Origin of the sequence: Kitasatospora sp. NPDC059722, assembly GCF_042733235.1 — a bacterium.
GTDB lineage: Bacteria > Actinomycetota > Actinomycetes > Streptomycetales > Streptomycetaceae > Kitasatospora.
In genome coordinates, this window is record NZ_JBHWGD010000020.1 from 54,504 (window position 1) to 77,886 (window position 23,383).

Consider the following 23,383-nt stretch of genomic DNA (forward strand, 5'->3'; position numbering starts at 1 on the left):
GGGTGCGCCCGGAGCAGGCTATCGCGACCGGCGATCGACTCGGCCGCACGGGCACCGGGCGGCGGACGGCGGGCGCCCGCGGGCGCCCGGCGGCGGCGCATGTTACCGGCCGGTCGCCCGGCCCTGCCGTAGGGTGCCAGTCGAACGACCCGGTCACGGCCTGGTCCGACCCGGCCGGGTGTGACACTTCGAACACCGGGGCCGACCCCCCTGGCCGAAGCTGCCTACCGGGCAGTAACGTCCTGCCGTCCCGCAGCGTCGCGAACGAGGAGCAGTCTTGCTCGACTTCAGCCTTCCGGCCCTCTACCAGGTACCGAGCGGCGGTAACCTCTCCGACCTCGTGCACCAGAACGCCGAGCGGTACCCGGACGTCGTGGTGCTCAGCCGGAAGGTGGACGGCCGCTGGCAGGAGTTGACCGCGACCCAGTTCCTGGTGGAGGTGCACGCGGCGGCGAAGGGCCTGATCGCCTCGGGCATCCGGCCCGGCGACCGGGTGGGCGTCATGTCCCGCACCCGGTACGAGTGGACGCTGCTGGACTTCGCGATCTGGACGGCCGGCGCGATCACCGTGCCGGTGTACGAGACCTCCTCCGCCGAGCAGGTCGAGTGGATCCTCGGCGACTCCGGCGCGGTCGCCGTGTTCGCCGAGACCGACCAGCACCTCAAGGTGGTCGAGGAGGTCCGCGGCCGGCTGCCGGAGCTGGAGCACCTCTGGCAGATCGAGGGCGGCGCGATCGCCGCGCTGGCCGAGGCGGGCGAGGGCGTCGCGGGCGCGACCGTCCAGGAGCGCCGTTCGACCGCCTCCGAGGACTCGATCGCCACCATCGTCTACACCTCGGGCACCACCGGCCGCCCGAAGGGCTGTCAGCTGACGCACGGCAACTTCCTGGCCGAGTGCGGCAACGTCGTCGAGCGCCTCACCCCGCTGTTCCGCACCGGCGAGAGCTCCGTCCTGCTGTTCCTCCCGCTGGCCCACGTGCTCGGCCGGATCGTCGAGATCGCCCCGGCGATGGCCCCGATCAAGCTGGGCCACGTCTCCGACATCAAGGACGTCACCGCCGAGCTGGCCTCCTTCCGCCCGACCCTCATCCTCGGCGTGCCGCGGGTGTTCGAGAAGGTCTACAACACCGCCCGCGCCAAGGCCCAGGCCGACGGCAAGGGCAAGATCTTCGACAAGGCCGCCGCGACCGCGATCGCCTACAGCCGCGCCCTGGACGCCGGCGGCGCCGGCCTCGGCCTGCGGATCAAGCACGCGGTGTTCGACAAGCTGGTCTACAGCAAGCTGCGCGCCGCCCTCGGCGGCCGGGCCACCCACGCCATCTCCGGCGGCGCCCCGCTCGGCGAGCGCCTCGGCCACTTCTACCGCGGCATCGGCTTCACCGTCCTGGAGGGCTACGGCCTGACCGAGACCTGCGCGGCCACCGCCTTCAACCCGTGGGACAAGCCGAAGATCGGCACGGTCGGCCAGCCGGTGCCCGGCGCCTCCGTGCGGATCGCCGAGGACGGCGAGGTCTTCTTCAAGGGCCCGCACGTCTTCACCGGCTACTGGAACAACCCGCAGGCGACCGCCGACAGCCTCAAGGACGGCTGGATGGCCACCGGCGACCTCGGCTCGCTGGACTCCGAGGGCTACCTGACCATCACCGGCCGCAAGAAGGAGATCATCGTCACGGCGGGCGGCAAGAACGTCGCCCCGGCGGTGATCGAGGACCGGATCCGGGCGCACGCGCTGGTCGGCGAGGTCATGGTGGTCGGCGACCGCAAGCCCTTCATCGGGTGCCTGATCACCGTCGACCCGGACTTCTTCCCCAAGTGGAAGGAGCTCAACGGCAAGCCCGCCACCGCGACGGTCGCCGAGCTGCGCGAGGACCCGGACCTGCTGGCCGCGCTCCAGGCCGCCGTCGACGACGGCAACGCGGCCGTCTCGCACGCCGAGGCGGTCAAGAAGTTCCGCCTGCTGGACACCGAGTTCTCCGAGGAGAGCGGCCACCTCACACCGTCCCTGAAGCTCAAGCGCAACGTCGTCCTGAAGGACTTCGCGGCCGACGTCGAGGCGATCTACCAGAAGTAGCCGCCCCGGACGCGCGAACGGGCCCGCCTCCTCGTCGGGAGGCGGGCCCGTTCGCGCGTCCGTGATCGCTACCGCTCCACCGCGAGCAGCGAGGTCAGCCGCCCGGCCAGCAGGTCCCAGCGCCAGGAGCGCTCCACCCAGCGCCGTCCGGCCTCGCCCATCCGCCGCCGCAGCTCCTCGTCGTGCAGCAGCCGGACGATCCGCTCGGCCGCCGCCGACGCCGAGCCACCCGGCACGACGTACCCGGTCTCGCCCTCCAGCACCGCGTCCGGCGCGCCGCCGGAGTCGCCGGCCACGACGGGCAGACCGGTCGCCGAGGCCTCCAGGTACACGATGCCGAGGCCCTCGACGTCGAGCCCGCCGCGCCGCGTCCGGCAGGGCATCGCGAAGACGTCCCCAGCGCCGTAGTGGGCGGGCAGCTCCTCCCACGGCACGGAGCCGGTGAAGCGCACCGAGGCGCGCACGCCCCTGGCGTCGGCCAGCTTCTCCAGGTCCGCCCGGTACGGGCCGCCGCCGACGATCAGCAGCACCGCGTCCGGCACGTCGGCGAGGATCTGCGGCATCGCCTCGATCAGGGTGTCCTGGCCCTTGCGCGGCACCAGGCGCGAGACGCACACCACCACCGGCCGGTCCGCCAGCCCCAGCCGGCGGCGCACCTCGGCGCCCCCGGAGGCCGGGTGGAAGGTCGTCTCGTCCACGCCCGGCGGCAGCTGCACCATCCGGCCGGCGGCCTCCGGTCCCACCGCGCCCGCGATCCGGGAGCGGGTGTACTCGCCCAGGTACGTCAGCACGTCGGTGCCCGCGCCGATCCGGCGCAGCAGCTGCCGGGCGGCCGGCAGCTGGGCCCAGGCGGCCTCGTGCCCGTGCGTCATGCCCAGCAGCCGCCCGGCCCCGGCCCGGCGCAGCGCGGGCGCCATCAGGCCGAGCGGCGCGGCGGCGCCGAACCAGACCGAGTCGCACTTCTCCGCGCGGAGGATCTCGGCGGCCCGCCGGGTGACCCGCGGTGTGGGAACCATCACCTTCGTCCGGTCCCGGATCACCGGGAACGGCTGCTCGGCGTCGAAGCGCGCGACCTCGGTGCCGTCGCGCCAGGTCGAGGCGTAGACCACGATGCTCCCGGCGGGCTGACGGACGGCCATGTTGTGCACGAAGGCCTGGATGCCGCCGGGTCGCGGCGGGAAGTCGTTGGTGACGATCAAGGTTCTGTGCATCAGGCCACGGCTCGCTCGGTCGGGGGGTGCTCGGTGTACCGCTGGGTGATCCGTACGATAGGTCAACACCATGACCCGCCGGGAACGGAAGCACGCACGGCAACCGTTCCACCCCCGGGTCAGTCCTAGTACCTGAGCCGCTGAGGACGGCGGCCCGGGCGTCCGTCGCGCGACGCCTCCGGTGGGGACGTCCGAGACGAACGAGGGAGCGCTGTGGAGTTGGCCCCGGCCACCGAGACCGGTACTTCCCGTGCCCGCACGGGCCGCCCGCTCGGGGCGCTCGCGGCACTCGTCGCCACCTGGGCGGGCACCCGGACGCTGCTGCTGCTGTTCGTGACCGGCGTGCTGCGCTCGCCGGGCGGCGACGTCACCGCGGACGTCTGGATGATCTACCACGCCTGGTACGGCGTCCTGCAGACCGGCACCTTCCCGTTCGACGACGTCACCTGGCAGTACCCGCCCGGCGCCGCCCTGGTGATCCTGCTGCCCGGCCTGCTGCCGTGGTCGTACGTGGTCTCGTTCTGGGTGATCTGCGGGGTCGCCGACGCCCTCGTGATGGCCCTGCTGGTCCGCACCGGCCTGCGCCGGGGCCGGGCGCTGACCGGCGCCTGGCTGTGGGTGGTGGCCGTGCCGCTGCTCGGCCCGATGATCTACAACCGCTTCGACATCATCGTCACCGCGAGCGCGGTGGCCGGCCTGCTGGCGCTGATCCGCCGCCCGGCCGTCGGCGGGATGCTGCTGGGCCTCGGCGGGATCGTCAAGATCTGGCCGCTGCTCGGCCTGATCGGCACCCCCTCCGGCCGCCGCACCGGCCGTTCCTGGACGCTCGCGGCGGCCACCGCCGTCTCGCTGGGCTTCCTGCTGGCCGCCGGGATGAACGGCGCCTTCGGCTTCCTGGCGTTCCAGAAGGACCGCGGCGTCGAGGTCGAGTCGCTCGGCGCGCTGCCGCTGCACTACGCGCGGATCGCGGGCGGCTGGGACGGCCGGGTGACGATGAACTACGGCTCGGCCGAGATGCTCGGGCCCTGGGTCGGCGTCGTCGGCAAGGTCATGATGGCCGGCACCGTGCTGGGCTTCGCGTGGCTGCTGCTGTGGCGCTACACCGCCAAGCGCCGCAACGCGGCCACGATGTACGACGCGGCGCTGACCGCGCTGCTGATCTTCACCGTCACCAGCCGGGTGATCAGTCCGCAGTACCTGGTCTGGCTGATCGGCGTCGCGGCGGTCTGCCTGACGGTCCGCGGCAGCAGCCAGCGGCCGGTGGCACTGCTGATCCTGCTCGCGGCGCCGCTCACGCTGCTCGAATTCCCGCTGATGTTCACCCAGGTCCTCGCGAGCGACCCGGCGGCCATCGCCGTCCTGTCGGCGCGCAACCTGCTCCTGCTGGCGGCGACGGTCCTGTCCTGCGTCCGCCTCTGGCGCTCCACGCGGGGCACGGACCGGCTGCCGCCGACCGTCGTGCTGACGCAGCCGGAGCCCGTCCCGGCCGGCTCCTACCCGGTCCGCCCGGGCATCGCCTACGAGCAGGACCTGCTCGACGGGATCGACCGGCCCAACACCCCGGCCGGGCGCTAACTACCCGTCCTAGGCGTTGAGGGCGGCCACCTCGGCCACCCACAGCCGCGTGAACTCGTCCTTACCGAGGCCCAGTTCGGCCCGGAACAGCCGGTCCATCCGCTGGTCGCGGTCCTCCCCCGCGCCGTCCGCCGCGCCCACCGCGCGGTAGAACGCGACCAGGCGGGCGGTGCCGAAGCGGGCGGCGATCAGCCGACAGGCGAGCCAGGCCTGCTCGTAGGCCTGGGCGATGCCGGTGGTGCCCGCGGCGAAGTCGCGGTCGGCGGGCAGGGCCGTGGGCACCCTTCCCGCGGCCACGTCCCGGGCCAGCTCGGGGGCGATCTGGCGGGGCGTGCGGCCGGAGTCGCGGTAGGCCGTCCAGTCGGCGACGCCCTCGGAGAGCCACAGCGGCGTCCAGGCCCGGGTGTCGGCCCGGGTCGCGACGTGGGTGGTCTCGTGGGTGACGACCACCTGGCGGCCGAAGTCGCTGAGCCGCCCGAACGCCTCGGGGTTGATCAGCACCCGGTCGGCCGGGGTGTGCGAGGGCGCGCCGGGGGCGGCCACGGTGACCGCCGCCATGCCCGTCCAGCCGGCCGGGTCGGCCTCCAGCAGGCGGGCGAACTGCGGCTCGGTGGCGGGCAGTTCCAGCAGCAGTCGGCCCGCCCAGCCGGTGCCCCAGACCGCGCTCACCGCGGGGACGGCGCGGTCGCCGATCGCGACCGGCCCGGCCGGGTCCGGTCCGGCGGCGAGGCCGAGCACCAGGCACTGCGCGCCGCGCGCGGACCGTCCCGTCCCGAAGTCCCAGAGCGCCGGCGGCCCGCTCGCGGCGTCCTCGCGCTCGACCCGCCAGCCGTCGGCCCGCGTCAGCGTGAGGCGGCGGGGGTAGACGGCGGGGTACTCGTCGTAGCCGGTGACCCGGACGTCCAGGTCGGCCGTGACGGTCAGCCGGCCGGGGCCCGTGCCCGGGGAGACGACGAGGTTGCGGTAGCCGGCGGTCAGCGGCAGTCCGGTGGTCGCCGACAGCTCGCGCGCGCGTTCGTCCAGCACCGCCGCCACCTCGGTCCGCTCGTCCGCCCCGCCGAGCCCCCGGCCGGCCGCCGCGGGGGCGACGGGCGGCAGCGACAGCTGGGTCAGCCCTCCGGCGGCGAGCAGCAGGGCGCCTCGCCGGGACAGCACGCAGGGCCGTATCGCGTCCGGTCCGGACGGGGTCGGGCTCAGAGCCGGACCACCCCCGCGACGGGCATCGCGTTGACGCTCTCGTACCGGACCCTGGCCCCCGGGTACGGGGCGTGCACGATCACCCCGCCGCCGGCGTACATGCCGACGTGGTGCATGTCCCGGTAGAAGATCACCAGGTCTCCCGGTCGCGCTTCGGACAGGCTCACCCGCTGGCCGGCGTAGGCCTGGGCCTGCGAGGTGCGCGGCAGGCTCACTCCCGCCTGCCGCCAGCTGTAGTACATCAGACCGGAACAGTCGAACGCGCGGGGGCCGGTGGACCCGTACACGTACGGCGACCCGATCATCCGCACCGCCGCCGCGAGCGCCGCCGCCCCACGCTCGGAGGCGGGCGGGGTGGTGCCGAGGTCCAGCCGGTCGGTGCCGCGGGTGGCGCGCTGCTCGGCCTCCTGGGCGTCCTGCGCGGCCATCCGGGAGCGCTCGGCGGCGCCCAGGCTGTTGAGCAGCCGCTGGGCCTTGGCCAGCCGCTGCTGGATCTCCTGCTTGCTGTCGGCGAGCGTCCGGCGGGCCTGGTCCAGCTCGGCGAGCTTGGCGGCGGTCTCGGTGCGGCGCTGGTCGAGCCCGCGCTGACGGGTCACCAGCTCGTGCAGCGTCTCGTTCTGCCGCTCGGTCGCCTGGTCGAGGGTCCGGGCGCGGGCGAGGTAGCCCTCCGGGTCGGTGGCGAGCATCAGCTGGACGGTCTGCGCCATGCCGCCGGAGCGGTACTCGGCGCCGGCCACGGTGGCGAGGTCGCCGCGCAGCTGGTTCAGCTGGTCCTGGGCGGCGGCGATCTCGCCCTGGAGGACGGTGGTCTCGCCCTGGAGCCGCTGCTGGGCCTCCTGCGCGGCGTTGTACTTCTCCGACGCCTGTTCGGCCTCGTTGTACAGCTGCTCGACCTGCGCCTTGACGTCCTTGCGGCTGGGCGCGTCCGGGGAGCCGGGGGCGGCCTGGGCGCTGCCGCCCGTCGTGACGCCCAGGGCGGTGGTGGCGGCCGCGGTCAGCACCAGCGCACGGGCGAGCAGTTGGGAACGGCGGTGCACGGGCATGGCGGCGGCTGCTCCAATCCTGCGGACCGGTCCCGCCGCCGCACCCAAGCGGGCGGTCCTGGAGCGGGAGTCCGGTGGCAGACGTTAGCGAGTCCGGGCAACCGAGTCCAAACCCCTCCCAACCCGAATATTTGACCCTGAATCGGACACCAGTCCGAGGAAAGGAAACGCCGCAGGCCCGGACCTCCGGGGAGGAGGGCCGGGCCTGCGGGAAGCCGAGCGGGGAATCAGACCCGCACGATGGACGAGAGCGGCATGTTGGTGACCGCCTCGTAGCGGACGCTCGCACCCGGCTTGGGCGCGTGCAGCACCTGGCCGTTGCCGGCGTAGATGCCGACGTGGTGGGCGTCGTTGAAGAAGATCAGCAGGTCGCCGGGCTGGGCCTGGGAGAGGTCCGTGCCGATCCGGGTCCCGGCGCCGGCCTGCTCCTGCGAGGTGCGCGGCAGCGAGACGCCGGCCTGGTCGAAGGCCCAGACCATCAGGCCCGAGCAGTCGAAGGAGTTCGGGCCGGTGGCGGCCCAGACGTACGGGCTGCCGATCTTGGTGGCGGCGTAGGACAGCGCGGCGGCACCGCGCGAGCTGCCCGCCGCCGGCGGCTTGGCGACCGGCGAGGACGACGGGGCCGAGCCGAGGTCGGTGCGGCTGCTGTCGCGGGAGGCGCGGTCGGCGGCGGCCTGCTGGGCCTTCGCGGCGTCGGCCTTGGCCTTGGCATCGGCGGCGGCCTTGTCCTCGGCCGCCTTGATGGCCTGGCGCTCCTGCTCGGACAGGGTGTTGAAGAGGTTCTGGGCGGCCGTCAGCTTCCCCTGGATCTGCTCCTTGGACGCCTTCAGCTGCTGGGTGGTCGCGTCCAGCTCGGCGAGCTTGCCCTGGGCCTCGGTGCGGTCCTGGTCCAGCTTGCGCTGCTGGTCCTGGAGCTCCTTCAGCTGACCCTTCTGGGTGCTGCCGGCCTGGTTCAGGGCGTCGGCCTGGCTGAGGAAGTTGTCCGGCTTGGACGAGAACATCAGCTGGACGGTCGGGGATATGCCCCCGTTGCGGTACTGCTCGCCGGCGATCTGGGCGAGGCCGCCCTGGAGGTCGGTCACCTGCTCCTGCTGGCGGGCCACCTGGTCCTGCAGGCCGCTGACCTGCTTCTGCAGCTCCTGCTGCTTGGACTGGGCGGCGTTGTACTGCTCGGTCGCCACCTCGGCCTGCTCGTTGAGCTGGTCGACCTGCTCCTTGACCTGGTCCTTGGTCGGCGCGGGGTCGGCGTGGGCGCCGGACTGCGCGGAGAGGGCGACGGCTGCCGCGGCAACTCCGGTCAGGAAGGAAACTCGGGCACGACCGGCGGGTTTGGGACGACGATGGGACGCCACGAAGGCGGACTCCTTCTTCCTACGTCCGCCTACCGGGTGAGCTGACGGGTTCGGGCCGGAAGCATGCCCTACGACGCCTCACGGCCGTTCCACCGGCCGACCTGGCGCCGATTCACCCCGGAGGAACGTGGTTCCCCGGCTCCGCTCCACAGCGCCCCCTGTCACTGGGCTCCCCTGTCGGACGGTCGCTTCGACCCGTCCCGCTGCTTCACGAACTCGGCGGGAACCACCGCCGCCACCCTGGCTGGGCGATCGACAGTGCGGTGGTCCGGGTCACGACCCTAGTAACTGAACCGTGATCGGTTCAAATCCTTGTCAGAAAAAAGGCGGAAGAATAACCAAGTTCTTTTGTGAAGATGACAGAAGGTGATCGCGGCAGTACGCAAGGCTGATCACTTGTCACGCGAACGCGGCGAAACGCAGGGAAACGCGCTCAAGCGAACGCGCCACCCCCGCTCGGGAGGTGGCGCGGATCACAGGGCCGTCGCGTCGGCCCGCGGCGTGTCGGCGGGTCAGACCCGGCGGATGGTGTTGATCGGCATCGCGTCGGCCTTCATCACCTTGACGACGTCGCCGGTGTGCGGCGCGTGCACCACCATGCCGTTGCCGATGTACATCGCGACGTGGTGCATGTCGGGACCGTAGATCACCAGGTCGCCGGGCTGGGCCTGGTCCAGCGAGGGCACCCGGGTGCCGTAGTGGCCCTGCTCCTGCGAGGTGCGCGGCAGCGAGACGCCGGCCTGGCCGTACGACCAGAGCATCAGGCCCGAGCAGTCGAAGGTGCTGGAGCCGACGGCACCCCACACGTACGGCGAGCCCTGCTTGCTCATCGCCTTGGCCACGGCCACGGCCGCGTAGCCGCTGGCCGGCGGCAGGCTGCTCAGGTCGACCCGGTCGGTGCCGCGCGAGGCGCGGTCGTCCTGGGCCTGCTGGGCCTTCAGCGCGGCGCGCTCGGAGGCGCTGAGCGAGTTGAGGAGGTCCTGGGCCTGCTTGAGCTTGGCGTTGACGTCCGCCTTGGACTGGTTCAGGTCCTTGGTGGTGGAGTCCAGGGAGGCCAGCACCGCGGCGGCCTCGGCCTTCTCCTGGTCCAGGCGGCGCTGCTGGTCCAGCAGGCCCTTGAGCGCGTCGGTCTCGGTGGCGGTGGCCTGCTGCACGCTGGAGGCCTTGGCCAGGTAGTTGTTCGGGTCGGAGGAGAGCATCAGCTGGACGGACGGGTCGATGCCGCCGGTGCGGTACTGCTCGCCCGCCACGCCGGCGAGGCCGGTCTGAAGCTGGGTCATCTGCTCCTGGCCGCGGGCCACCTGGTCCTGGAGCTGGTCGGCCTGCTTGCGCAGCTGGTCGGCCCGCTCCTTGGCGCCGTTGTACTTCTCGGCGGCCTGCTCCTGCTCCTGCTGCAGTTCGTCGATCTGCGCCTTGACGTCCGTCTTGTTCGGCTGCGGCGCGGCGTGCGCGGCCACCTGGGCGGAGAGCGCGACCGCGGTCGCAGCAGCAGCGGTGAGCACGGAGACCCGCGCGCGGCTCGGCTGCTTGGGACGGCGGTGGGAGGCCAAGGGACCTGCTCCTTCTTCCATGGACTCACCGGTTCGGGTGAGAAATCCGGAAAATAGGTTTGACGCCAGACCCTAGTGAACATCCAGGCATTGCGCCACTCCCCCAAAGGCGTGAACTCCGAGCCCCCACGCCGCTTCACCGAATCCGCACATCACCGCAAACCGGACGCTGAGCGGCCGTCATCCCCATCGGCACGGAATCAGGGCCGCGCCAGCCGGTTCAGCAGCAGAACCGAGGCGACCGGGCGCGCGCCCGCCTTCCGCACGCCCTCCGCGACCTCCCGGTCGGCGGAGACCACCACGACCGGACGGCCCTGCGGCTCGGCCCGCACCAGGCGTCTGATCAGCTCGTCCGCCGTCTCGCCGGTCCGGCTGAAGCGCACCCGGACCCCGCGCGGCGGCGCCATGATCACCGGCACGTCCAGGTCCTGCCCGTCGAACACGCACGTGACCTCCGCCTGCGTGCGCTGGGCCAGCATCGCCAGCCCGCCCAGCAGCCGCAGCCGCTGCTGCTCCAGCGGCAGCGTCGGATAGCCGGTCTTCGTCACGTTGTAGCCGTCCACCACCAGGTGCACCTGCGGGATCGCCAGCAGCTGGTCCAGCAGGGCCGGATCGTCCTCCGCGAGCCCGCGCCGGGCCACGTCGTGCGGCGAGGCCGAACCCGGCACCACCGCCTCCACCAGGTCCGCCGGGCGGATCTGCGACACCGGCAGCGCCAGCTCGCGCTGCAGCCCCTGCGCCGACTGCAGCACGGTGTCCAGCAGCAGCCGCAGCCGCATGTCCTCCACGCTGCGCCCCTCGCGGGCCGAACGGCGGCCCTGCTCGGCGGCGGTCTCCAGCTCGCCGACGCGGTGCCGCAGCCGCCGTGCCTCGCTCTCGGCCGCACTGCGCTCGGTCGCCGCCTGCGCGCGCAGCGCCTCCAGCTCACCGGCCAGCCGACGGGTCTCGGCCTGCGCCCGGCGGGTGTCGCTCTCCAGCGAACGCACCTTCTTGCGCAGCGAGTCGGCCTCCCGCCGGACGTCCTCGGACTCGGCCCGCTGCCGGTCCAGGTCCGCGCGCGCCCCGGCCCGCACCTCGGCCAGCTCGGCCTGCAGCTTCTCCACCAGCCGGGCCGCCTCCGCGGCCGCGCCCTCGGCGCCGGCCCGCTCGGCCTCCTCGCCGGCCTCGGCGACCAGCCGGCTCCAGCCCGCCGACCGCACCAGGTAGGCGGCGGCCGCGACGTCCATCGGATCGGCGGCGCCGGGGACGCTGCCCGACTCCAGCGCCTTCACCAGGTCCGGCTGGCCCAGCCGCAGCCGCTCCGCTATCCGCAGCCGGAAGGCCGGCTCCGACTCCAGCGCCGCCGCGATCGCCGTGGCCGCGTACTTGGCCCGCCGGGCCGGGGTGAACTTGGCGTACTGACGCAGGCTCTGCGGCAGCTCGCCGGGCGGCAGTCCGCCGAGCGCGTCCGCGGCCAGGCCGACCACGCGCCGGCGCACGCCCTCCGGCAGCGGCCGGTCGAGCTTCTCGGCGGGACGGCCTGCTCCCGGGTCCGCGGCGGTTCCGGACGCGGCGGCACCGTCGGCGGCCCCCGCCGCCCCGGCAGCCGGCTCCGCAGCGGGCTGCCCCTGCGGTCCGGCGGGCTCCCTCGCTGCGTCCACCACGTCCTCGGCTCCGATCCTGGTCCAACGGGTGCGGCCCCGCGGCCGCCGTCCCTGTCGTCACGCTCCGTGCGTTCTGTCTGTATTGTCCCGTGCGGCGGACGGCCGTGCCGTGCACCGTCCACCGCACCGGCGGGGCATCAACCCTGCTCGGCCTCGACCGCCGCGTCGTCCGCGCCCGGGCGGGCGACCAGCTCGACCTGGTCCACCGCGTTGCACCAGCGGCAGCGCACCGTCTCGACCGTCTCGCTCAGGACTTCGGTCTCCTCGACCTTGGACTCGCCGGCCAGGTCGAAGTGCAGGAACTCGGTGACCCGCGCGGAGCGGGTCACGTCGAAGCGGGTGAGGTTGCCGCACAGGGTGCAGCGCCAACGCGTCTCGGCGGTCAGAGCGGGGACGGTCATCGGGGGTCCTCTCGGGTGGTCCCTGGGTGGGCTAGGCGCTCCCCCCGGAGCCCCGGCATCGGCGGCGGGAGGCGGGAATGCCCGCCCCAAGCCTATTGCCTGGGGCAACCATCACGGCCACCGGTTCGGGCGATCGGGACGGCTAGTCCACCTGCCGTACAGCGCGGTGTCACGGAGGGCCCGCGGAGGGATGCTTGGCCGCATGGCGCTCGCGGCCCCCGGCCACACCGACGCGCGGGACGGCGGCCCCGCGGTGCCCGCCCCGGCGGTCACCTACGCCCTGATCGCGCTCAACACCCTGGTCTTCCTGTTCGGGCCGGCCGCCGGACTCAACCCCCTCTACGGCACCGGGCAGGCCCGGCTCTGCGCCGAGCAGCGGTACGAGCAGCGCTGGGGCGCCGTCCCCGCCGAACTGCTGGCCGGGCGCCCGCTGACGGCCGAACAGCTCGCCGAGGCCCCGGACCCGGCCCCCGGCTGCCCGGCCGCTCCCACGCCGGGCAAGCGCCCGGCCGTCTCCGTCCTCACCGGCCTCTTCCTGCACGCCGGCTGGCTGCACCTGGCCGGCAACCTGCTCTTCCTCCACGTCTTCGGCCCCACCGTCGAACGGCGGGTCGGCCGGGCCCGCTTCCTCCTCTTCTACCTGGCCGCCGGGAGCCTCGCGACGTACGGCTTCGCCCTCGCCGAGGCGCACTCGGCGGACTCCACCCGCGTCCTGATCGGAGCCTCCGGCGCGATCTCCGCCGTCCTGGGCGCCTACCTGCGCTTCCACCCGCGCTCCCGGGTGACGACGCTCGTCCCGCTGCTGCTCTTCCTGCCGCTGCGGTTCCCGGCCTGGCTGGTGCTGGGCCTCTGGTTCGCCCTGCAGTGGTGGTCGGTGCACTCGGCCGGGCCCGGGGTCGCCTACCTGGTCCACGTGATCGGCTTCTGCGCCGGCTTCCTCTACGCCTGCACCGTCGTCGGTCACCCCCCGAGACGACCCGGCTGAGGCCCGATACGCTGGCGCCACCCCACGAAGGAGCCGGAACAGTGATCACCGCCATCGTCCTGATCAAGACCAGTGTCGACCGCATCCCGGAGATCGCCGAGGCCATCGCCGCCATCGAGGGCGTCAGCGAGGTGTACTCGGTGACCGGCGGCTACGACCTGGTCGCGATGGTGCGGGTGCGCAAGCACGACGACCTGGCCGACGTCATCCCGGGCCGGCTGAACAAGGTCCCGGGCGTCGCCCACACCGAGACCCAGATCGCCTTCCGCACCTACTCCCAGCACGACCTGGAGGCCGCGTTCGCGCTCGGCCTGGACGAGTAGTCCTCAGTCCTCAGTCCTCACGGCGAGTGTCGGCGACGCAACGGCCGCCCTCGTTCCGGTAGTTCCACGCCGCGCCGTCCGTGACCAGCTCGCGGACGGCGGTCAGGAAGCGGTCGACGTGCTCGTCCGGGGTCCCGGCGCCGAAGCTGACCCGGATGGCGTTCAGGCTGCGCTCGCCCGGCAGCGACGGCTCCGGCGCGCCGCACTCGGACGGCGCCACGTCCTCGTCGCCGAGCAGCGTGCGCACCAGCGGGTGCGCGCAGAACAGCCCGTCGCGCACGCCGATGCCGTACTCGGCGGAGAGCGCGGCCGAGAAGTGCGAGCTGTTCCAGCCCCGGACGACGAAGGACAGCACGCCCACCCGCGCCGAGTCGGAGCCGAACAGGCTCAGCACCTTGACCTGCGGGATCTCCGCCAGCCCGGCCGTGAGCCGGGCGATCAGCGCCTGCTCGCGGGCCTCCAGCGCGTCGAAGCCGGCCTCGCTCAGCGCCCGGCAGGCGGACGCGATGGCGTAGGCGCCGATGACGTTCGGCGAGCCGGCCTCGTGCCGGGCCGGGCCGGTGTGCCACTGGACGGCCACCGAACCGTCGGCCTCCCGGGCCACCGTCCGGGTCGCACCGCCGCCGGCCAGGTACGGCTCGGCCGCGTCCAGCCAGTCCGCCCGGCCGGCCAGCACCCCGGCGCCGAACGGCGCGTAGATCTTGTGGCCGGAGAAGGCGATCCAGTCGACGTCCAGCTCGGCCACCGAGACCCGGTGGTGCGGGGCGAGCTGCGCGGCGTCCAGCACCACCCGGGCGCCGTGCCGGTGCGCGGTCGCGGTGAGCTCGGCGACCGGCCACAGCTCGCCGGTGACGTTCGAGGCGCCGGTGACGCACAGCAGCTTCGGGCCCTCGGGCGCCCCGGCGAGCGCGGCGTCCAGCGCGGCGACGGCCTCGGCGTGCGAGCGGGGAGCGCGCAGGTAGGTGACGTCGAGCCCGGCGTGGGCCCAGGGCAGCAGCGAGGCGTGGTGCTCGGTCTCGAACGCGAACACCCGGGTGCCGGCCGGCAGCGCGGCGGCGAGCAGGTTGAGCGAGTCGGTGGTGGCCCGGGTGAAGACCACCTGGTCGCCCTCGCGCAGGCCGAGGAACTCGCCGACGGTCCGGCGGCTCTGCTCGAACAGGTCGGTGGACAGCTGCGAGAGGTACCCGGCGCCGCGGTGCACGCTGCCGTAGTAGGGGGCGTACGCGGCGACGTCGTCCCACACCCGCTGCAGCGCCGGCGAGCTGGCCGCGTAGTCGAGCGGCGCGTAGCCGACCTTCTCGCCGTTGACGAGCGGCACCTGGACGTCGTGGCCGAGGACGGCCAGGGGGGCGCAGATTTCGGTGGCAAGGGACATGAGGATGCACTCCTTCGGAGGTCGAGGGACCCCGGGAGTGCTAGTCGTCGGGCGTCCGCGCTTGCCTCGCGGACGGTTCGCCGCGCGGCCCGGTCCTCACCCAGGGCACCCCGCCACGGACGGAGGGTTGCCGGACAGCAAGCTGGGGCTTGTCGCTGTCACTCATGACCTGGACAGGACTCTAGGTCGCGTCCGCCCGGTGGTCAAACAGGCATCCACCATCCGGACAGCCGAAGGGGCCCGCGGCGACGAACTGCCACGGGCCCCTCAACTCGCTTGTCAGTCCCGGCCGGTGGCCTCCGACCAGCGCCGCAGCAGCTCCTGCGCCGCGCCCGAGTCCACGGCCGCCGCGGCCCGCTCCATGCCGGCCGCCAGCTGCTCGGCGAGCGGCGCGTCCGTCAGGTCCAGCGCCACCAGCGCCGCCGCCGTGTTGAGCAGGACGGCGTCCCGCACCGGCCCGCGCTCCCCGGCCAGCAGCCGGCGCGCGACCTCGGCGTTGTAGGAGGCGTCCGCCCCGCGGAGCGCCTCGATGCCGACGAGCTCGATGCCGACGTCCCGCGGGTCGAAGGCGGTCTCGGTGACGATGCCGTCCCGCACGATCCACACCTGCGACGTCGTGGTGACGGTCAGCTCGTCCAGGCCGTCGTCGCCGCGGAAGACCAGCGCCGTGGAGCCGCGCCGGGCGAGGACGCCCGCGATCAGCCCGGCGAGCCGGGTGTCGAAGCAGCCGACGGCGTGCGCGGTGACCTTCGCCGGGTTGGTCAGCGGGCCGAGGATGTTGAACGCGGTCGGCACCCCGAGGTCGCGCCGGGCGGTGGCGGCGTGCCGCATCGACGGGTGGAACCTCGCCGCGAAGCAGAAGGTGAGCCCGACCTCCTCGGCCACCTCGGCGACCCGCCGGGCCGACAGGTCCAGGGCGATGCCGAGCTTCTCCAGCACGTCCGACGACCCGCTCGCCGAGGAGGACGCCCGGTTGCCGTGCTTGACCACCTTGGCACCGGCGGCCGCGGCGACGATCGCGGACATCGTGGAGATGTTGACGGTCTTGGCGCGGTCGCCGCCGGTACCGACGATGTCCACCGCCGGGCCCGGGATGTCCAGCGGCTCGGCGTGCGCGTACATCGCGTCCACCAGGCCGCTGATCTCGTCGACCGTCTCGCCCTTGGCCCGCAGCGCCACCATGAACCCGGCGACCTGGACGGGGGACGCCTCGCCGCTCATGATCCGGTCCATCGCCCACGCGGTGGCCGAGCGGTCGAGGTCCTCCCCCTTCAACAGCGCCGCCAGGAGGTCCGGCCAGGTGCGGACCACCTGCGCGGGGTCGGTACCACCGTTCGCAGGGTTCACGTTCACCATGGCTGACTCCAGCTGTTGTCGGTTCCCCCAGGGGGGACGTCCGTACGGATGGAGTCAGCCTATCGAGCAGCGGGGTACCTCCGGCCCTGTCTTCTCTAGTACTGAGACGGCGCCGCTCAGCGCGTCGCGGGGGCCCGCTTGGCCAGGCGCGCCCGCAGCAGCGTGGCCACCGCCCCGGCCAGTGCGACCGGGTCGACCGGGCGCGAGATCGCCGCGTCGGCCCGGCTCCAGGCGGCCAGCCAGGAGTCCTGCGGCCGGCCGATCAGCACCAGCACCGGCGGGCAACCGTAGATCTCGTCCTTGAGCTGGCGCCCGAGTCCGAGCCCGCCGGCCGGCACCGCCTCGCCGTCCAGGATGCAGAGGTCGACGCCGCCCTTCTCCAGCGCCCGCAGCACCGCGGGGGTGGTCGCGCACTCCAGGTAGGACAGCTCCGGCAGATCCTCGGCGGGCCGGCGGCCGAGCGCCGTCAGCACCTGCTCGCGGGTGTTGCGGTCGTCGCTGTAGACGAGGACGGTGAGCGTCTCATCGGTCGTGTACGCCATTGACCCTGCTCCCTCAAGTGTGATCCGGACCACGTTCGCCTGACCCGGATGCTACTCCGGATCACCCCCGGCCGAGCCCTCCCCCGCGCGCGTTCCTCCTCAAGGCGCCGCGCCCGGGGCTCACCCGCCCGGAGGACGCCCCGTCACCCGGCCACGCGCAGTCCACCCGGACGGCCGACAGCCGGGCCCGCTCCCCTACCTCCGGGCACTGCGCCGACCGTGCATCGACACGCTGGGCAACGGGGTCCAAGGGCCCTCCGAGGAACCGTCAGAAAAGGGACACGCCGCTGCTCAGGTACCGTCCGGGCACCTGGGTGCCCCCCAAGCGGGCATACCGCACGCACCGGACACTCCGAGGGAGACCCCCCGGCGTGAAGACGGAATAAGGGACCGACATAATGTCCGTCGTGGCGACAGCAACAGCAGTAGAAACCGGGCACGCGCACGGATCGGTCAACCGGCCGAACATGGTCAGCGTCGGAACGATCGTCTGGCTCAGTTCCGAGTTGATGTTCTTCGCGGCCCTCTTCGCGATGTACTTCACGCTCCGCTCCGTCAAGGGGCCGGAGTTCTGGACCGAGAAGGCGCACGCCCTCAACGTGCCCTTCTCCTCGGTCAACACCACGATCCTGGTGCTCTCCTCGCTGACCTGCCAGCTCGGCGTGTTCGCCGCCGAGCGCGGGGACGTGAAGAAGCTCCGCTCGTGGTTCGTCATCACCTTCGTGATGGGCGCGATCTTCATCGGCGGTCAGATCTTCGAGTACACCGAGCTGGTCAAGAAGGACGGCCTCTCGCTGTCCTCCGACCCGTACGGCACGGTGTTCTACCTGACCACCGGCTTCCACGGTCTGCACGTGACGGGTGGTCTGATCGCCTTCCTGCTGGTCCTGGGACGGACGTACGCAGCCAAGCGCTTCACGCACGAGCAGGCCACCGCCGCCATCGTGGTGTCGTACTACTGGCACTTCGTCGACGTCGTGTGGATCGGCCTGTTCGCGACCATCTACCTGATCAAGTAACCAGCTGATCAGGTCGCTGGCCACCGGCTGCGGCCCCCGCCCTCACCGGCGCAGGGCCGCTTCTGCCGGTGCCGACGCTCCCACCGACCGACCGCGCGCGCAGCCCTAGCCGGGCCGCCTCGTGCCGGCCAGACCGGCAGCCGGGTGCACCCACCAGTCGACCAGATCCTGACACCGGGGTTATTCCGTGAAAAAGCTCTCCGCACGACGGCGCCACCCATTGGCGGCGCTGGTCGTCCTACTTCTCGCCCTGGCGGCAACCGGGGGGCTGTACGCCGTGTTCGCGCCCGCCGGCAAGGCGCAGGCCGACGTCGCCGCGCAGTCGCTCGCGATCGACGAGGGTAAGAAGCTCTTCGCCGTCGGCTGCTCGTCCTGCCACGGCCTGAACGGCGAGGGCAGCAGCGACGGCCCGAGCCTGGTCGGCGTCGGTTCCGCCGCCGTCGACTTCCAGGTCGCCACCGGCCGCATGCCGGCCCAGCAGCCCGGCTCGCAGGTCCCGCGCAAGAAGAACATCTACTCGCAGGCCGAGATCGACCAGCTCGCCGCCTTCGTGGCCTCGCTCGGCCCCGGCCCGGTGACGCCGACCCAGGAGCAGTACACCTCGACCAACCCCGAGGACATCTCCAAGGGTGGCGAGCTGTTCCGCACCAACTGCGCCCAGTGCCACAACTTCGCCGGCCAGGGTGGTGCCCTGACCAAGGGCAAGTACGCGCCGTCGCTGGAGGGCGTGGACGCCAAGCACATCTACGAGGCCATGCAGACCGGCCCGCAGAACATGCCGTCGTTCCCGGACACCACCATGCCCGAGGAGCAGAAGAAGCAGATCGTGGCCTTCGTCCGCCACACCACCAACGATGAGCCCAACCCCGGCGGTCTCACGCTCGGCAGCCTCGGTCCGGTGACCGAGGGCCTGTTCGGCTGGATCTTCGGTCTCGGCGTGCTCATCGCGGTCGCGATCTGGGTCGCCGCCCACACCCCCAAGGCCAAGAAGTCATGAGCCACGACATGTCAGAAGAGAAGCTTCCGGAGCACCACGGCTCCGCCGGCGAGGTCGCCGAGCACGGCGACCCGTTCGCCGACCCGGGCCTGCCGGCCCACGAGCCCCGTCGCACCGACATCGACGAGCGGGCCGCCAAGCGCGCCGAGCGCCAGGTGTCGCTGATGTTCGTGATCTCGATGATCGCCACCATCGGCTTCATCGCGTCGTACGTGGGCGTCGACCCCGACAAGATCGTCTACATCTTCCCGCTCGGTCACGTCAGCGCGCTGAACTTCGCGCTCGGCCTGACCCTGGGCGTCGCGCTGTTCCTGATCGGCGCGGGCGCGGTCCACTGGGCCCGCACCCTGATGTCGGACGTCGAGCTGCCGGCCGAGCGTCACCCGATCGAGGCCGACGACGAGGTCCGCGCGGACGTCATCGACCAGTTCAAGACCGGTGCCGCCGAGTCCGGCTTCGGTCGTCGGAAGATGATCCGCAACACCCTCATCGGCTCGATGGCGCTGGTCCCGCTCTCCGGCGTGGTCCTGCTCCGCGACCTCGGGCCGCTGCCCGAGAAGAAGCTGAAGGAGACGGGCTGGAAGGAGGCGACTCCGGCCAAGCCGCTGCAGCTCATCAACATGAGCACCAACCTGCCGATGAAGGCCGAAGACATCGTCATCGGCTCGCTGACCTTCGCCATGCCCGAGGGGCTGCACGTCCACGACGAGGACTTCCAGCAGGCCATCGCCAAGGACGCCCTGATGCTGGTGCGCATCGCGCCGGACGACATCAAGGACGACAAGTCCCGGGAGAAGGGCTTCGAGGGCATCCTCGCCTACTCGAAGATCTGCACCCACGTCGGCTGCCCGATCAGCCTCTACGAGCAGCAGACCCACCACGCGCTCTGCCCGTGCCACCAGTCGACCTTCGACCTGTCGGACGGCGCGCGCGTCATCTTCGGCCCGGCCGGCCACCCCCTGCCGCAGCTGAAGATCACCACTGACGAACAGGGTCACCTGGTCGCCACCGGCGACTTCGAAGAGCCTGTCGGCCCGAGCTACTGGGAGCGTGCTCGATGAGTAGCGCGAGCAGCACCACCTCCGGTGCCGCCAAGCCCACCAGCACGCGCGCCAACCCCGCCAACAAGTGGGAGGCCGCGGCTGACTGGACGGACGGCCGGCTGGGGATCTACTCCCTCGCCAAGGCCAACCTGCGCAAGATCTTCCCGGACCACTGGTCCTTCATGCTGGGCGAGATCTGCCTCTACTCGTTCGTCATCATCATCCTGACGGGCGTGTACCTGACGCTGTTCTTCAAGCCGTCGATGGCCGAGGTCGTCTACAACGGCTCGTACGTGCCCCTCAAGGGCATCGGCATGTCCGAGGCGTACGCGTCGACCGTGAACATCAGCTTCGAGGTCCGCGGCGGTCTGCTGATCCGCCAGATCCACCACTGGGCCGCCCTGGTCTTCGTGGCGGCGATGCTCGTGCACATGATGCGCGTGTTCTTCACCGGCGCGTTCCGCAAGCCGCGTGAGATCAACTGGGTCTTCGGCTTCCTGCTGCTGGTCCTGGGCATGTTCGACGGCTTCTTCGGCTACTCGCTGCCGGACGACCTGCTGTCGGGCACCGGTATCCGCTTCATGGAAGGCGCGATCCTCGCCGTCCCGCTGGTGGGCACCTACATCCAGATGTTCCTGTACGGGGGCGAGTTCCCCGGCACCGACATCATCCCGCGGTTCTTCACGATCCACGTGCTGCTGATCCCGGGCATCATGCTCGGCCTGCTGGTGGCTCACCTGATCCTGGTCTTCTACCACAAGCACACCCAGTGGGCGGGCCCGGGCAAGACCGAGAAGAACGTCGTCGGCATGCCGCTGATGCCGGTCTACATGGCCAAGGCCGGTGGCTTCTTCTTCCTGGTGTTCGGCATCATCGCCGCCATCTCGGCGATCGCGTCGATCAACCCGATCTGGGCGTACGGCCCGTACCGCCCCGACCAGGTGTCGACCGACGCCCAGCCGGACTGGTACATGGGCTTCTCCGAGGGCCTGATCCGCGTCATGCCGGGCTGGGAGATCAGCCTGTGGGGCCACACCCTGAACCTGGGCGTGTTCGTCCCGCTGATGATCTTCCCGCTGGTCCTGGTCGCGATCGCGGTCTACCCGTTCATCGAGGGCTGGATCACCGGCGACAAGCGCGAGCACCACATCCTGGACCGCCCGCGCAACGCCCCGGTCCGCACCGCCCTGGGCGCCGCGTGGATCAGCCTCTACCTGGTCCTGCTGATCGGTGGTGGCAACGACCTGTTCGCCACGCACTTCCACCTGTCGCTGAACTCGATCACCTACTTCGTGCGCGCCGGCTTCTTCGTGGTGCCGGTCGTCACCTTCATCGTCACCAAGCGCTGGTGCCTCGGCCTCCAGCGCCGTGACAAGGAGAAGGTGCTGCACGGCCGCGAGACCGGCGTCATCAAGCGCCTGCCGCACGGCGAGTTCGTCGAGGTGCACGCCCAGCTGCCGCAGAAGGAGCTGTTCAAGCTCACCGCGCACGAGCAGAACCAGCCGGTCCAGCTGCCGGCCCAGACGGACGAGAACGGCGTGGCCGCCAAGGCCGGCGTCTTCACCCGCACCCGGGCCAAGCTGTCCCGCGGCTTCTACGGCGAGGGCAGCCAGATCCCCAAGCCCACCGCCGAGGAGCACCACGAGATCACCAGCGGCCACGGCCACCACTGATCCCGTCCGCACCGCAGCGCCACACCCGAGGGCCGCTGACCAGAGTTCTTCTGGTCGGCGGCCCTCGGGCTTTGCCGTCTCCCCAGCCCCCAGGCACCCTCAGGAGCCCATCGTGCAGCTGTCCGTCGACCCCGCCTCCGCCACTCCCCCGTACGAGCAGATCCGCGCCCGGATCGCCGAGCTGGCCCGCTCGGGCGAACTGCCCACCGGGCTGCGGCTGCCCACCGTCCGGGCGCTGGCCGAGGAGCTGGAACTGTCCGCCGGGACGGTCGCCCGCGCCTACCGGGAGCTGGAGGCCGACGGCGTCGTGGAGACGCACGGCCGGCGCGGCACGCTGATCGCGTCCACCGGCGACACCGCGCACCGGCTGGCCGCCGAGGCGGCCACCGAGTACGCCGAACGGGTGCGCCGGCTCGGGCTGTCGCGCGGGGACGCCCTGGCGGCGGTGGACACCGCGCTGCGGGTCGCGTTCCCGGAGGACTAGGGAGGACCAGGAGGACCGGGAGACCTGCGGAGGGCCTGCGGAGGGCCGCTCAGACCTCCGGGCGGATCATCCCCGTGGCGGGGGCCTGGGAGGCCGCGACGGTGGTGCTGAAGGGCTTCCCGAGGGAGCTGTGCTTGACCCAGTCCGCCCAGGACACGTTCCAGTCCCCGAAGCCGTTGCCGAACGGCTCCATCGTGGCGCCGTGGCTGTTGACCACCGTCACCAGGTCCCCCACCCGGGTGTTGTCGTAGAACCACTTCGCGTTGTCGGTGCTCATGCCGGTGCAGCCGTGGCTGACGTTCTCGTAGCCCTGCGAGCCGACCGACCACGGCGCCGCGTGGACGTACTCGCCGCTCCACGTCACCCGGGTGGCCCACTCGACGTTGAGGTCGTAGGCCTCCGAGCTGCCTGCGGATATGCCGATCGTCTCGCCGTTCATCCGCACCGAGCGCTCCTGGCCGAGCACCACCTTGACGCCGTTGCGGGTGTCGAAGCCGGGCTTGCCGGTGGTCACCGGGATGGTCCGGATCACCTCGCCGTCGCGCTTCAGGGTGAGCTCGTGGGCGGCGGCGTCGATCACCGACTCGACCCGGGCCCCGATCCGCAGCTTCAGGCTGCTGCGGTCGCCGCCGTACAGGCCGTCGGCGATCCGGGTGCCGGTGCCGTCGAAGGCCAGGCCGACGGTGGTGCCGACGGGCCAGTACTCCTCCGGGCGGAAGTGCAGGTTCTTGTCGTCCACCCAGTACCACGCGCCGGTGACGGCGGGCTGGGAGCTGACCGTCAGGGCCTGCTCGACCTCCTGCCGGGCCTGCGGGTCCTTGACGGCCTCGGAGAGCTGCACGGTCAGCGGCTGGCCGACCCCGTACACGCCGCTGCCGGAGGAGTCCGGGCCGAGCTTCGCGGTCAGCAGGCGCTGGGCGGCGAGGGTGCTGAAGTCCTGGGTGGTCTCGCCGCGCCCGCCCCTGCCGTCGTCCGCCGCGATCCGGACGCTGTACGACGCCGAGGCCTTCAGCCGGCCGGTCGTCTGCCAGCTGCGCTGGTCGTCCGCGAGCCTGCCGGCCACCACCCGGCCGTCCGGGCCGACCACGGTGACGTCGGTCAGCCTGCTGCCGGCGACGGCGGTCACGGTGACCGACTGGGCCGGATCGACCTTGCCCTCGGCCGAGAGGTGGACCAGCCGCGCCGCGTCGACCTTGTGCGGGCCGGTGCGATCGTCGTCACCACCGGCCGAGCAGGCGGCGAGCGGGGTCAGTACTGCGAGGGCCAGCGAGATGCCGCCGAGACCCGCTATTCCGCGCCTGTCGGCCATGACCGCCTCCGGGGGTTCGCACGATTGATCAGATCGTAGGAACGCCTTGCCGTGGAGCGACATCCGAGCGACCCCGCGTTCACCCGGGTGAGTGAGGGGCTCACCCCGGGGACGCAACAGGGGCGGGGGCGCCCCGGGGGGGGGGGGGGGCCCCCCCCGCGGGGGGGGCCCGCCCCGGGAGTGTTGTTTGCCCCGCCGTGCAAGGAAAAACGCCACGCCCAGACGAGCATGAGT

20 protein-coding genes and 2 riboswitches are annotated in these 23,383 nt (G+C 72.3%); of the genes, 9 read left to right on the forward strand and 11 right to left on the reverse strand.

The features are described 5' to 3' along the window. Positions 1-277 precede the first annotated feature (277 nt). Positions 278-2,071, forward strand: coding sequence for an AMP-dependent synthetase/ligase (locus ACFV4F_RS15855; RefSeq protein ID WP_380502899.1), 1,794 nt, complete (start codon positions 278-280; stop codon positions 2,069-2,071). A gap of 68 nt (positions 2,072-2,139) precedes the next feature. Here the strand turns inward: ACFV4F_RS15855 and ACFV4F_RS15860 are convergent, their stop codons facing one another. Then, on the reverse strand, positions 2,140-3,282 hold the full coding sequence (locus ACFV4F_RS15860; RefSeq protein ID WP_380447456.1) for a glycosyltransferase family 4 protein: 1,143 nt from the start codon (positions 3,280-3,282) through the stop codon (positions 2,140-2,142). 213 nt (positions 3,283-3,495) lie between these two features. Between ACFV4F_RS15860 and ACFV4F_RS15865 the strand changes: the two genes are divergently transcribed. After that, on the forward strand, positions 3,496-4,857 hold the full coding sequence (locus ACFV4F_RS15865) for a glycosyltransferase 87 family protein (protein ID WP_380496993.1): 1,362 nt from the start codon (positions 3,496-3,498) through the stop codon (positions 4,855-4,857). A gap of 9 nt (positions 4,858-4,866) precedes the next feature. Here ACFV4F_RS15865 and ACFV4F_RS15870 read toward each other — a convergent pair whose 3' ends face one another. The 6 genes from ACFV4F_RS15870 to ACFV4F_RS15895 all read right to left on the reverse strand — a co-directional run bounded on the left by ACFV4F_RS15870 (position 4,867) and on the right by ACFV4F_RS15895 (position 12,043). Next, positions 4,867-6,012: a hypothetical protein gene (locus tag ACFV4F_RS15870; RefSeq protein ID WP_380447452.1), complete on the reverse strand. Its 1,146-nt coding sequence runs from the start codon at positions 6,010-6,012 to the stop codon at positions 4,867-4,869. A 38-nt stretch (positions 6,013-6,050) separates the two neighbouring features. Then, a complete protein-coding gene (locus ACFV4F_RS15875) occupies positions 6,051-7,097 on the reverse strand; it encodes an NlpC/P60 family protein (protein ID WP_380502902.1) in 1,047 nt (348 codons plus the stop codon). Positions 7,098-7,324: 227 nt separating this feature from the next. Beyond that, positions 7,325-8,449: an NlpC/P60 family protein gene (locus ACFV4F_RS15880; RefSeq protein ID WP_380502905.1), complete on the reverse strand. Its 1,125-nt coding sequence runs from the start codon at positions 8,447-8,449 to the stop codon at positions 7,325-7,327. 10 nt (positions 8,450-8,459) lie between these two features. Next, positions 8,460-8,613: riboswitch (cyclic di-AMP (ydaO/yuaA leader) on the reverse strand. Between the two features lie 348 nt (positions 8,614-8,961). After that, positions 8,962-9,999 (reverse strand): NlpC/P60 family protein, encoded by a 1,038-nt coding sequence (locus ACFV4F_RS15885; protein WP_380447446.1) that lies wholly within the window; start codon positions 9,997-9,999, stop codon positions 8,962-8,964. Between the two features lie 200 nt (positions 10,000-10,199). After that, on the reverse strand, positions 10,200-11,639 hold the full coding sequence (locus ACFV4F_RS15890; RefSeq protein WP_380502908.1) for an NYN domain-containing protein: 1,440 nt from the start codon (positions 11,637-11,639) through the stop codon (positions 10,200-10,202). A gap of 140 nt (positions 11,640-11,779) precedes the next feature. Then, the gene (locus tag ACFV4F_RS15895) at positions 11,780-12,043 is read right to left on the reverse strand and encodes a hypothetical protein (protein ID WP_380447442.1); all 264 of its coding nucleotides are present in this window, start codon (positions 12,041-12,043) and stop codon (positions 11,780-11,782) included. 202 nt (positions 12,044-12,245) lie between these two features. Here ACFV4F_RS15895 and ACFV4F_RS15900 point away from each other — a divergent pair, with 202 nt between their 5' ends. Further along, positions 12,246-13,028 carry a rhomboid family intramembrane serine protease gene (locus tag ACFV4F_RS15900; RefSeq protein ID WP_380447440.1) on the forward strand — a complete coding sequence of 261 codons (783 nt, stop codon included), beginning with the start codon at positions 12,246-12,248 and terminating at the stop codon, positions 13,026-13,028. 41 nt (positions 13,029-13,069) lie between these two features. Next, positions 13,070-13,351, forward strand: a complete 282-nt coding sequence (locus ACFV4F_RS15905; protein ID WP_380447438.1) for an Lrp/AsnC ligand binding domain-containing protein — start codon at positions 13,070-13,072, stop codon at positions 13,349-13,351. A 10-nt stretch (positions 13,352-13,361) separates the two neighbouring features. On the opposite strand, the gene ACFV4F_RS15910 is transcribed toward ACFV4F_RS15905, so the two are convergent. The 3 genes from ACFV4F_RS15910 to ACFV4F_RS15920 all read right to left on the reverse strand — a co-directional run bounded on the left by ACFV4F_RS15910 (position 13,362) and on the right by ACFV4F_RS15920 (position 16,624). Continuing rightward, entirely contained in the window at positions 13,362-14,726 is a 1,365-nt protein-coding gene (locus ACFV4F_RS15910) for an aminotransferase class V-fold PLP-dependent enzyme (RefSeq protein ID WP_380447436.1), read from the reverse strand. A 52-nt stretch (positions 14,727-14,778) separates the two neighbouring features. Continuing rightward, positions 14,779-14,896, reverse strand: a riboswitch (SAM riboswitch). A gap of 109 nt (positions 14,897-15,005) precedes the next feature. Further along, complete coding sequence (gene trpD / locus ACFV4F_RS15915) at positions 15,006-16,082, reverse strand: anthranilate phosphoribosyltransferase (protein WP_380447434.1); 1,077 nt, start codon at positions 16,080-16,082, stop codon at positions 15,006-15,008. Positions 16,083-16,198: 116 nt separating this feature from the next. After that, positions 16,199-16,624 (reverse strand): hypothetical protein, encoded by a 426-nt coding sequence (locus ACFV4F_RS15920; protein ID WP_359967869.1) that lies wholly within the window; start codon positions 16,622-16,624, stop codon positions 16,199-16,201. A 398-nt stretch (positions 16,625-17,022) separates the two neighbouring features. Here ACFV4F_RS15920 and ACFV4F_RS15925 point away from each other — a divergent pair, with 398 nt between their 5' ends. From ACFV4F_RS15925 to ACFV4F_RS15945, 5 genes are all read left to right on the forward strand, one after another. Then, positions 17,023-17,643: a heme-copper oxidase subunit III gene (locus tag ACFV4F_RS15925; protein ID WP_030301107.1), complete on the forward strand. Its 621-nt coding sequence runs from the start codon at positions 17,023-17,025 to the stop codon at positions 17,641-17,643. A 187-nt stretch (positions 17,644-17,830) separates the two neighbouring features. Beyond that, positions 17,831-18,640, forward strand: coding sequence for a c-type cytochrome (locus ACFV4F_RS15930; RefSeq protein WP_380447432.1), 810 nt, complete (start codon positions 17,831-17,833; stop codon positions 18,638-18,640). A gap of 8 nt (positions 18,641-18,648) precedes the next feature. After that, a complete protein-coding gene (locus ACFV4F_RS15935) occupies positions 18,649-19,701 on the forward strand; it encodes a Rieske 2Fe-2S domain-containing protein (protein ID WP_380502911.1) in 1,053 nt (350 codons plus the stop codon). Then, on the forward strand, positions 19,698-21,356 hold the full coding sequence (locus tag ACFV4F_RS15940) for a cytochrome bc complex cytochrome b subunit (protein WP_380502914.1): 1,659 nt from the start codon (positions 19,698-19,700) through the stop codon (positions 21,354-21,356). The genes ACFV4F_RS15935 and ACFV4F_RS15940 overlap by 4 nt, the downstream gene beginning before the upstream one ends. 112 nt (positions 21,357-21,468) lie before the next feature. Further along, positions 21,469-21,840: a GntR family transcriptional regulator gene (locus tag ACFV4F_RS15945; RefSeq protein ID WP_380437681.1), complete on the forward strand. Its 372-nt coding sequence runs from the start codon at positions 21,469-21,471 to the stop codon at positions 21,838-21,840. Between the two features lie 49 nt (positions 21,841-21,889). Here ACFV4F_RS15945 and ACFV4F_RS15950 read toward each other — a convergent pair whose 3' ends face one another. Beyond that, positions 21,890-23,149, reverse strand: a complete 1,260-nt coding sequence (locus ACFV4F_RS15950; RefSeq protein ID WP_380496982.1) for an Ig-like domain-containing protein — start codon at positions 23,147-23,149, stop codon at positions 21,890-21,892. Positions 23,150-23,383: the final 234 nt, after the last annotated feature.

Bases quoted from the DNA above. Each gene is read 5' to 3' on its own strand.
- ACFV4F_RS15950 (WP_380496982.1), bottom strand. From the start codon at position 23,149: ATGGCCGACAGGCGCGGAATAGCGGGTCTCGGCGGCATCTCGCTGGCC.
- ACFV4F_RS15920 (WP_359967869.1), bottom strand. From the start codon at position 16,624: ATGGCGTACACGACCGATGAGACGCTCACCGTCCTCGTCTACAGCGAC.
- ACFV4F_RS15925 (WP_030301107.1), top strand. From the start codon at position 17,023: ATGTCCGTCGTGGCGACAGCAACAGCAGTAGAAACCGGGCACGCGCAC.
- ACFV4F_RS15895 (WP_380447442.1), bottom strand. From the start codon at position 12,043: ATGACCGTCCCCGCTCTGACCGCCGAGACGCGTTGGCGCTGCACCCTG.
- ACFV4F_RS15910 (WP_380447436.1), bottom strand. From the start codon at position 14,726: ATGTCCCTTGCCACCGAAATCTGCGCCCCCCTGGCCGTCCTCGGCCAC.
- trpD (WP_380447434.1), bottom strand. From the start codon at position 16,082: ATGGTGAACGTGAACCCTGCGAACGGTGGTACCGACCCCGCGCAGGTG.
- ACFV4F_RS15935 (WP_380502911.1), top strand. From the start codon at position 18,649: ATGTCAGAAGAGAAGCTTCCGGAGCACCACGGCTCCGCCGGCGAGGTC.
- ACFV4F_RS15940 (WP_380502914.1), top strand. From the start codon at position 19,698: ATGAGTAGCGCGAGCAGCACCACCTCCGGTGCCGCCAAGCCCACCAGC.
- ACFV4F_RS15860 (WP_380447456.1), bottom strand. From the start codon at position 3,282: ATGCACAGAACCTTGATCGTCACCAACGACTTCCCGCCGCGACCCGGC.
- ACFV4F_RS15900 (WP_380447440.1), top strand. From the start codon at position 12,246: ATGGCGCTCGCGGCCCCCGGCCACACCGACGCGCGGGACGGCGGCCCC.
- ACFV4F_RS15875 (WP_380502902.1), bottom strand. From the start codon at position 7,097: ATGCCCGTGCACCGCCGTTCCCAACTGCTCGCCCGTGCGCTGGTGCTG.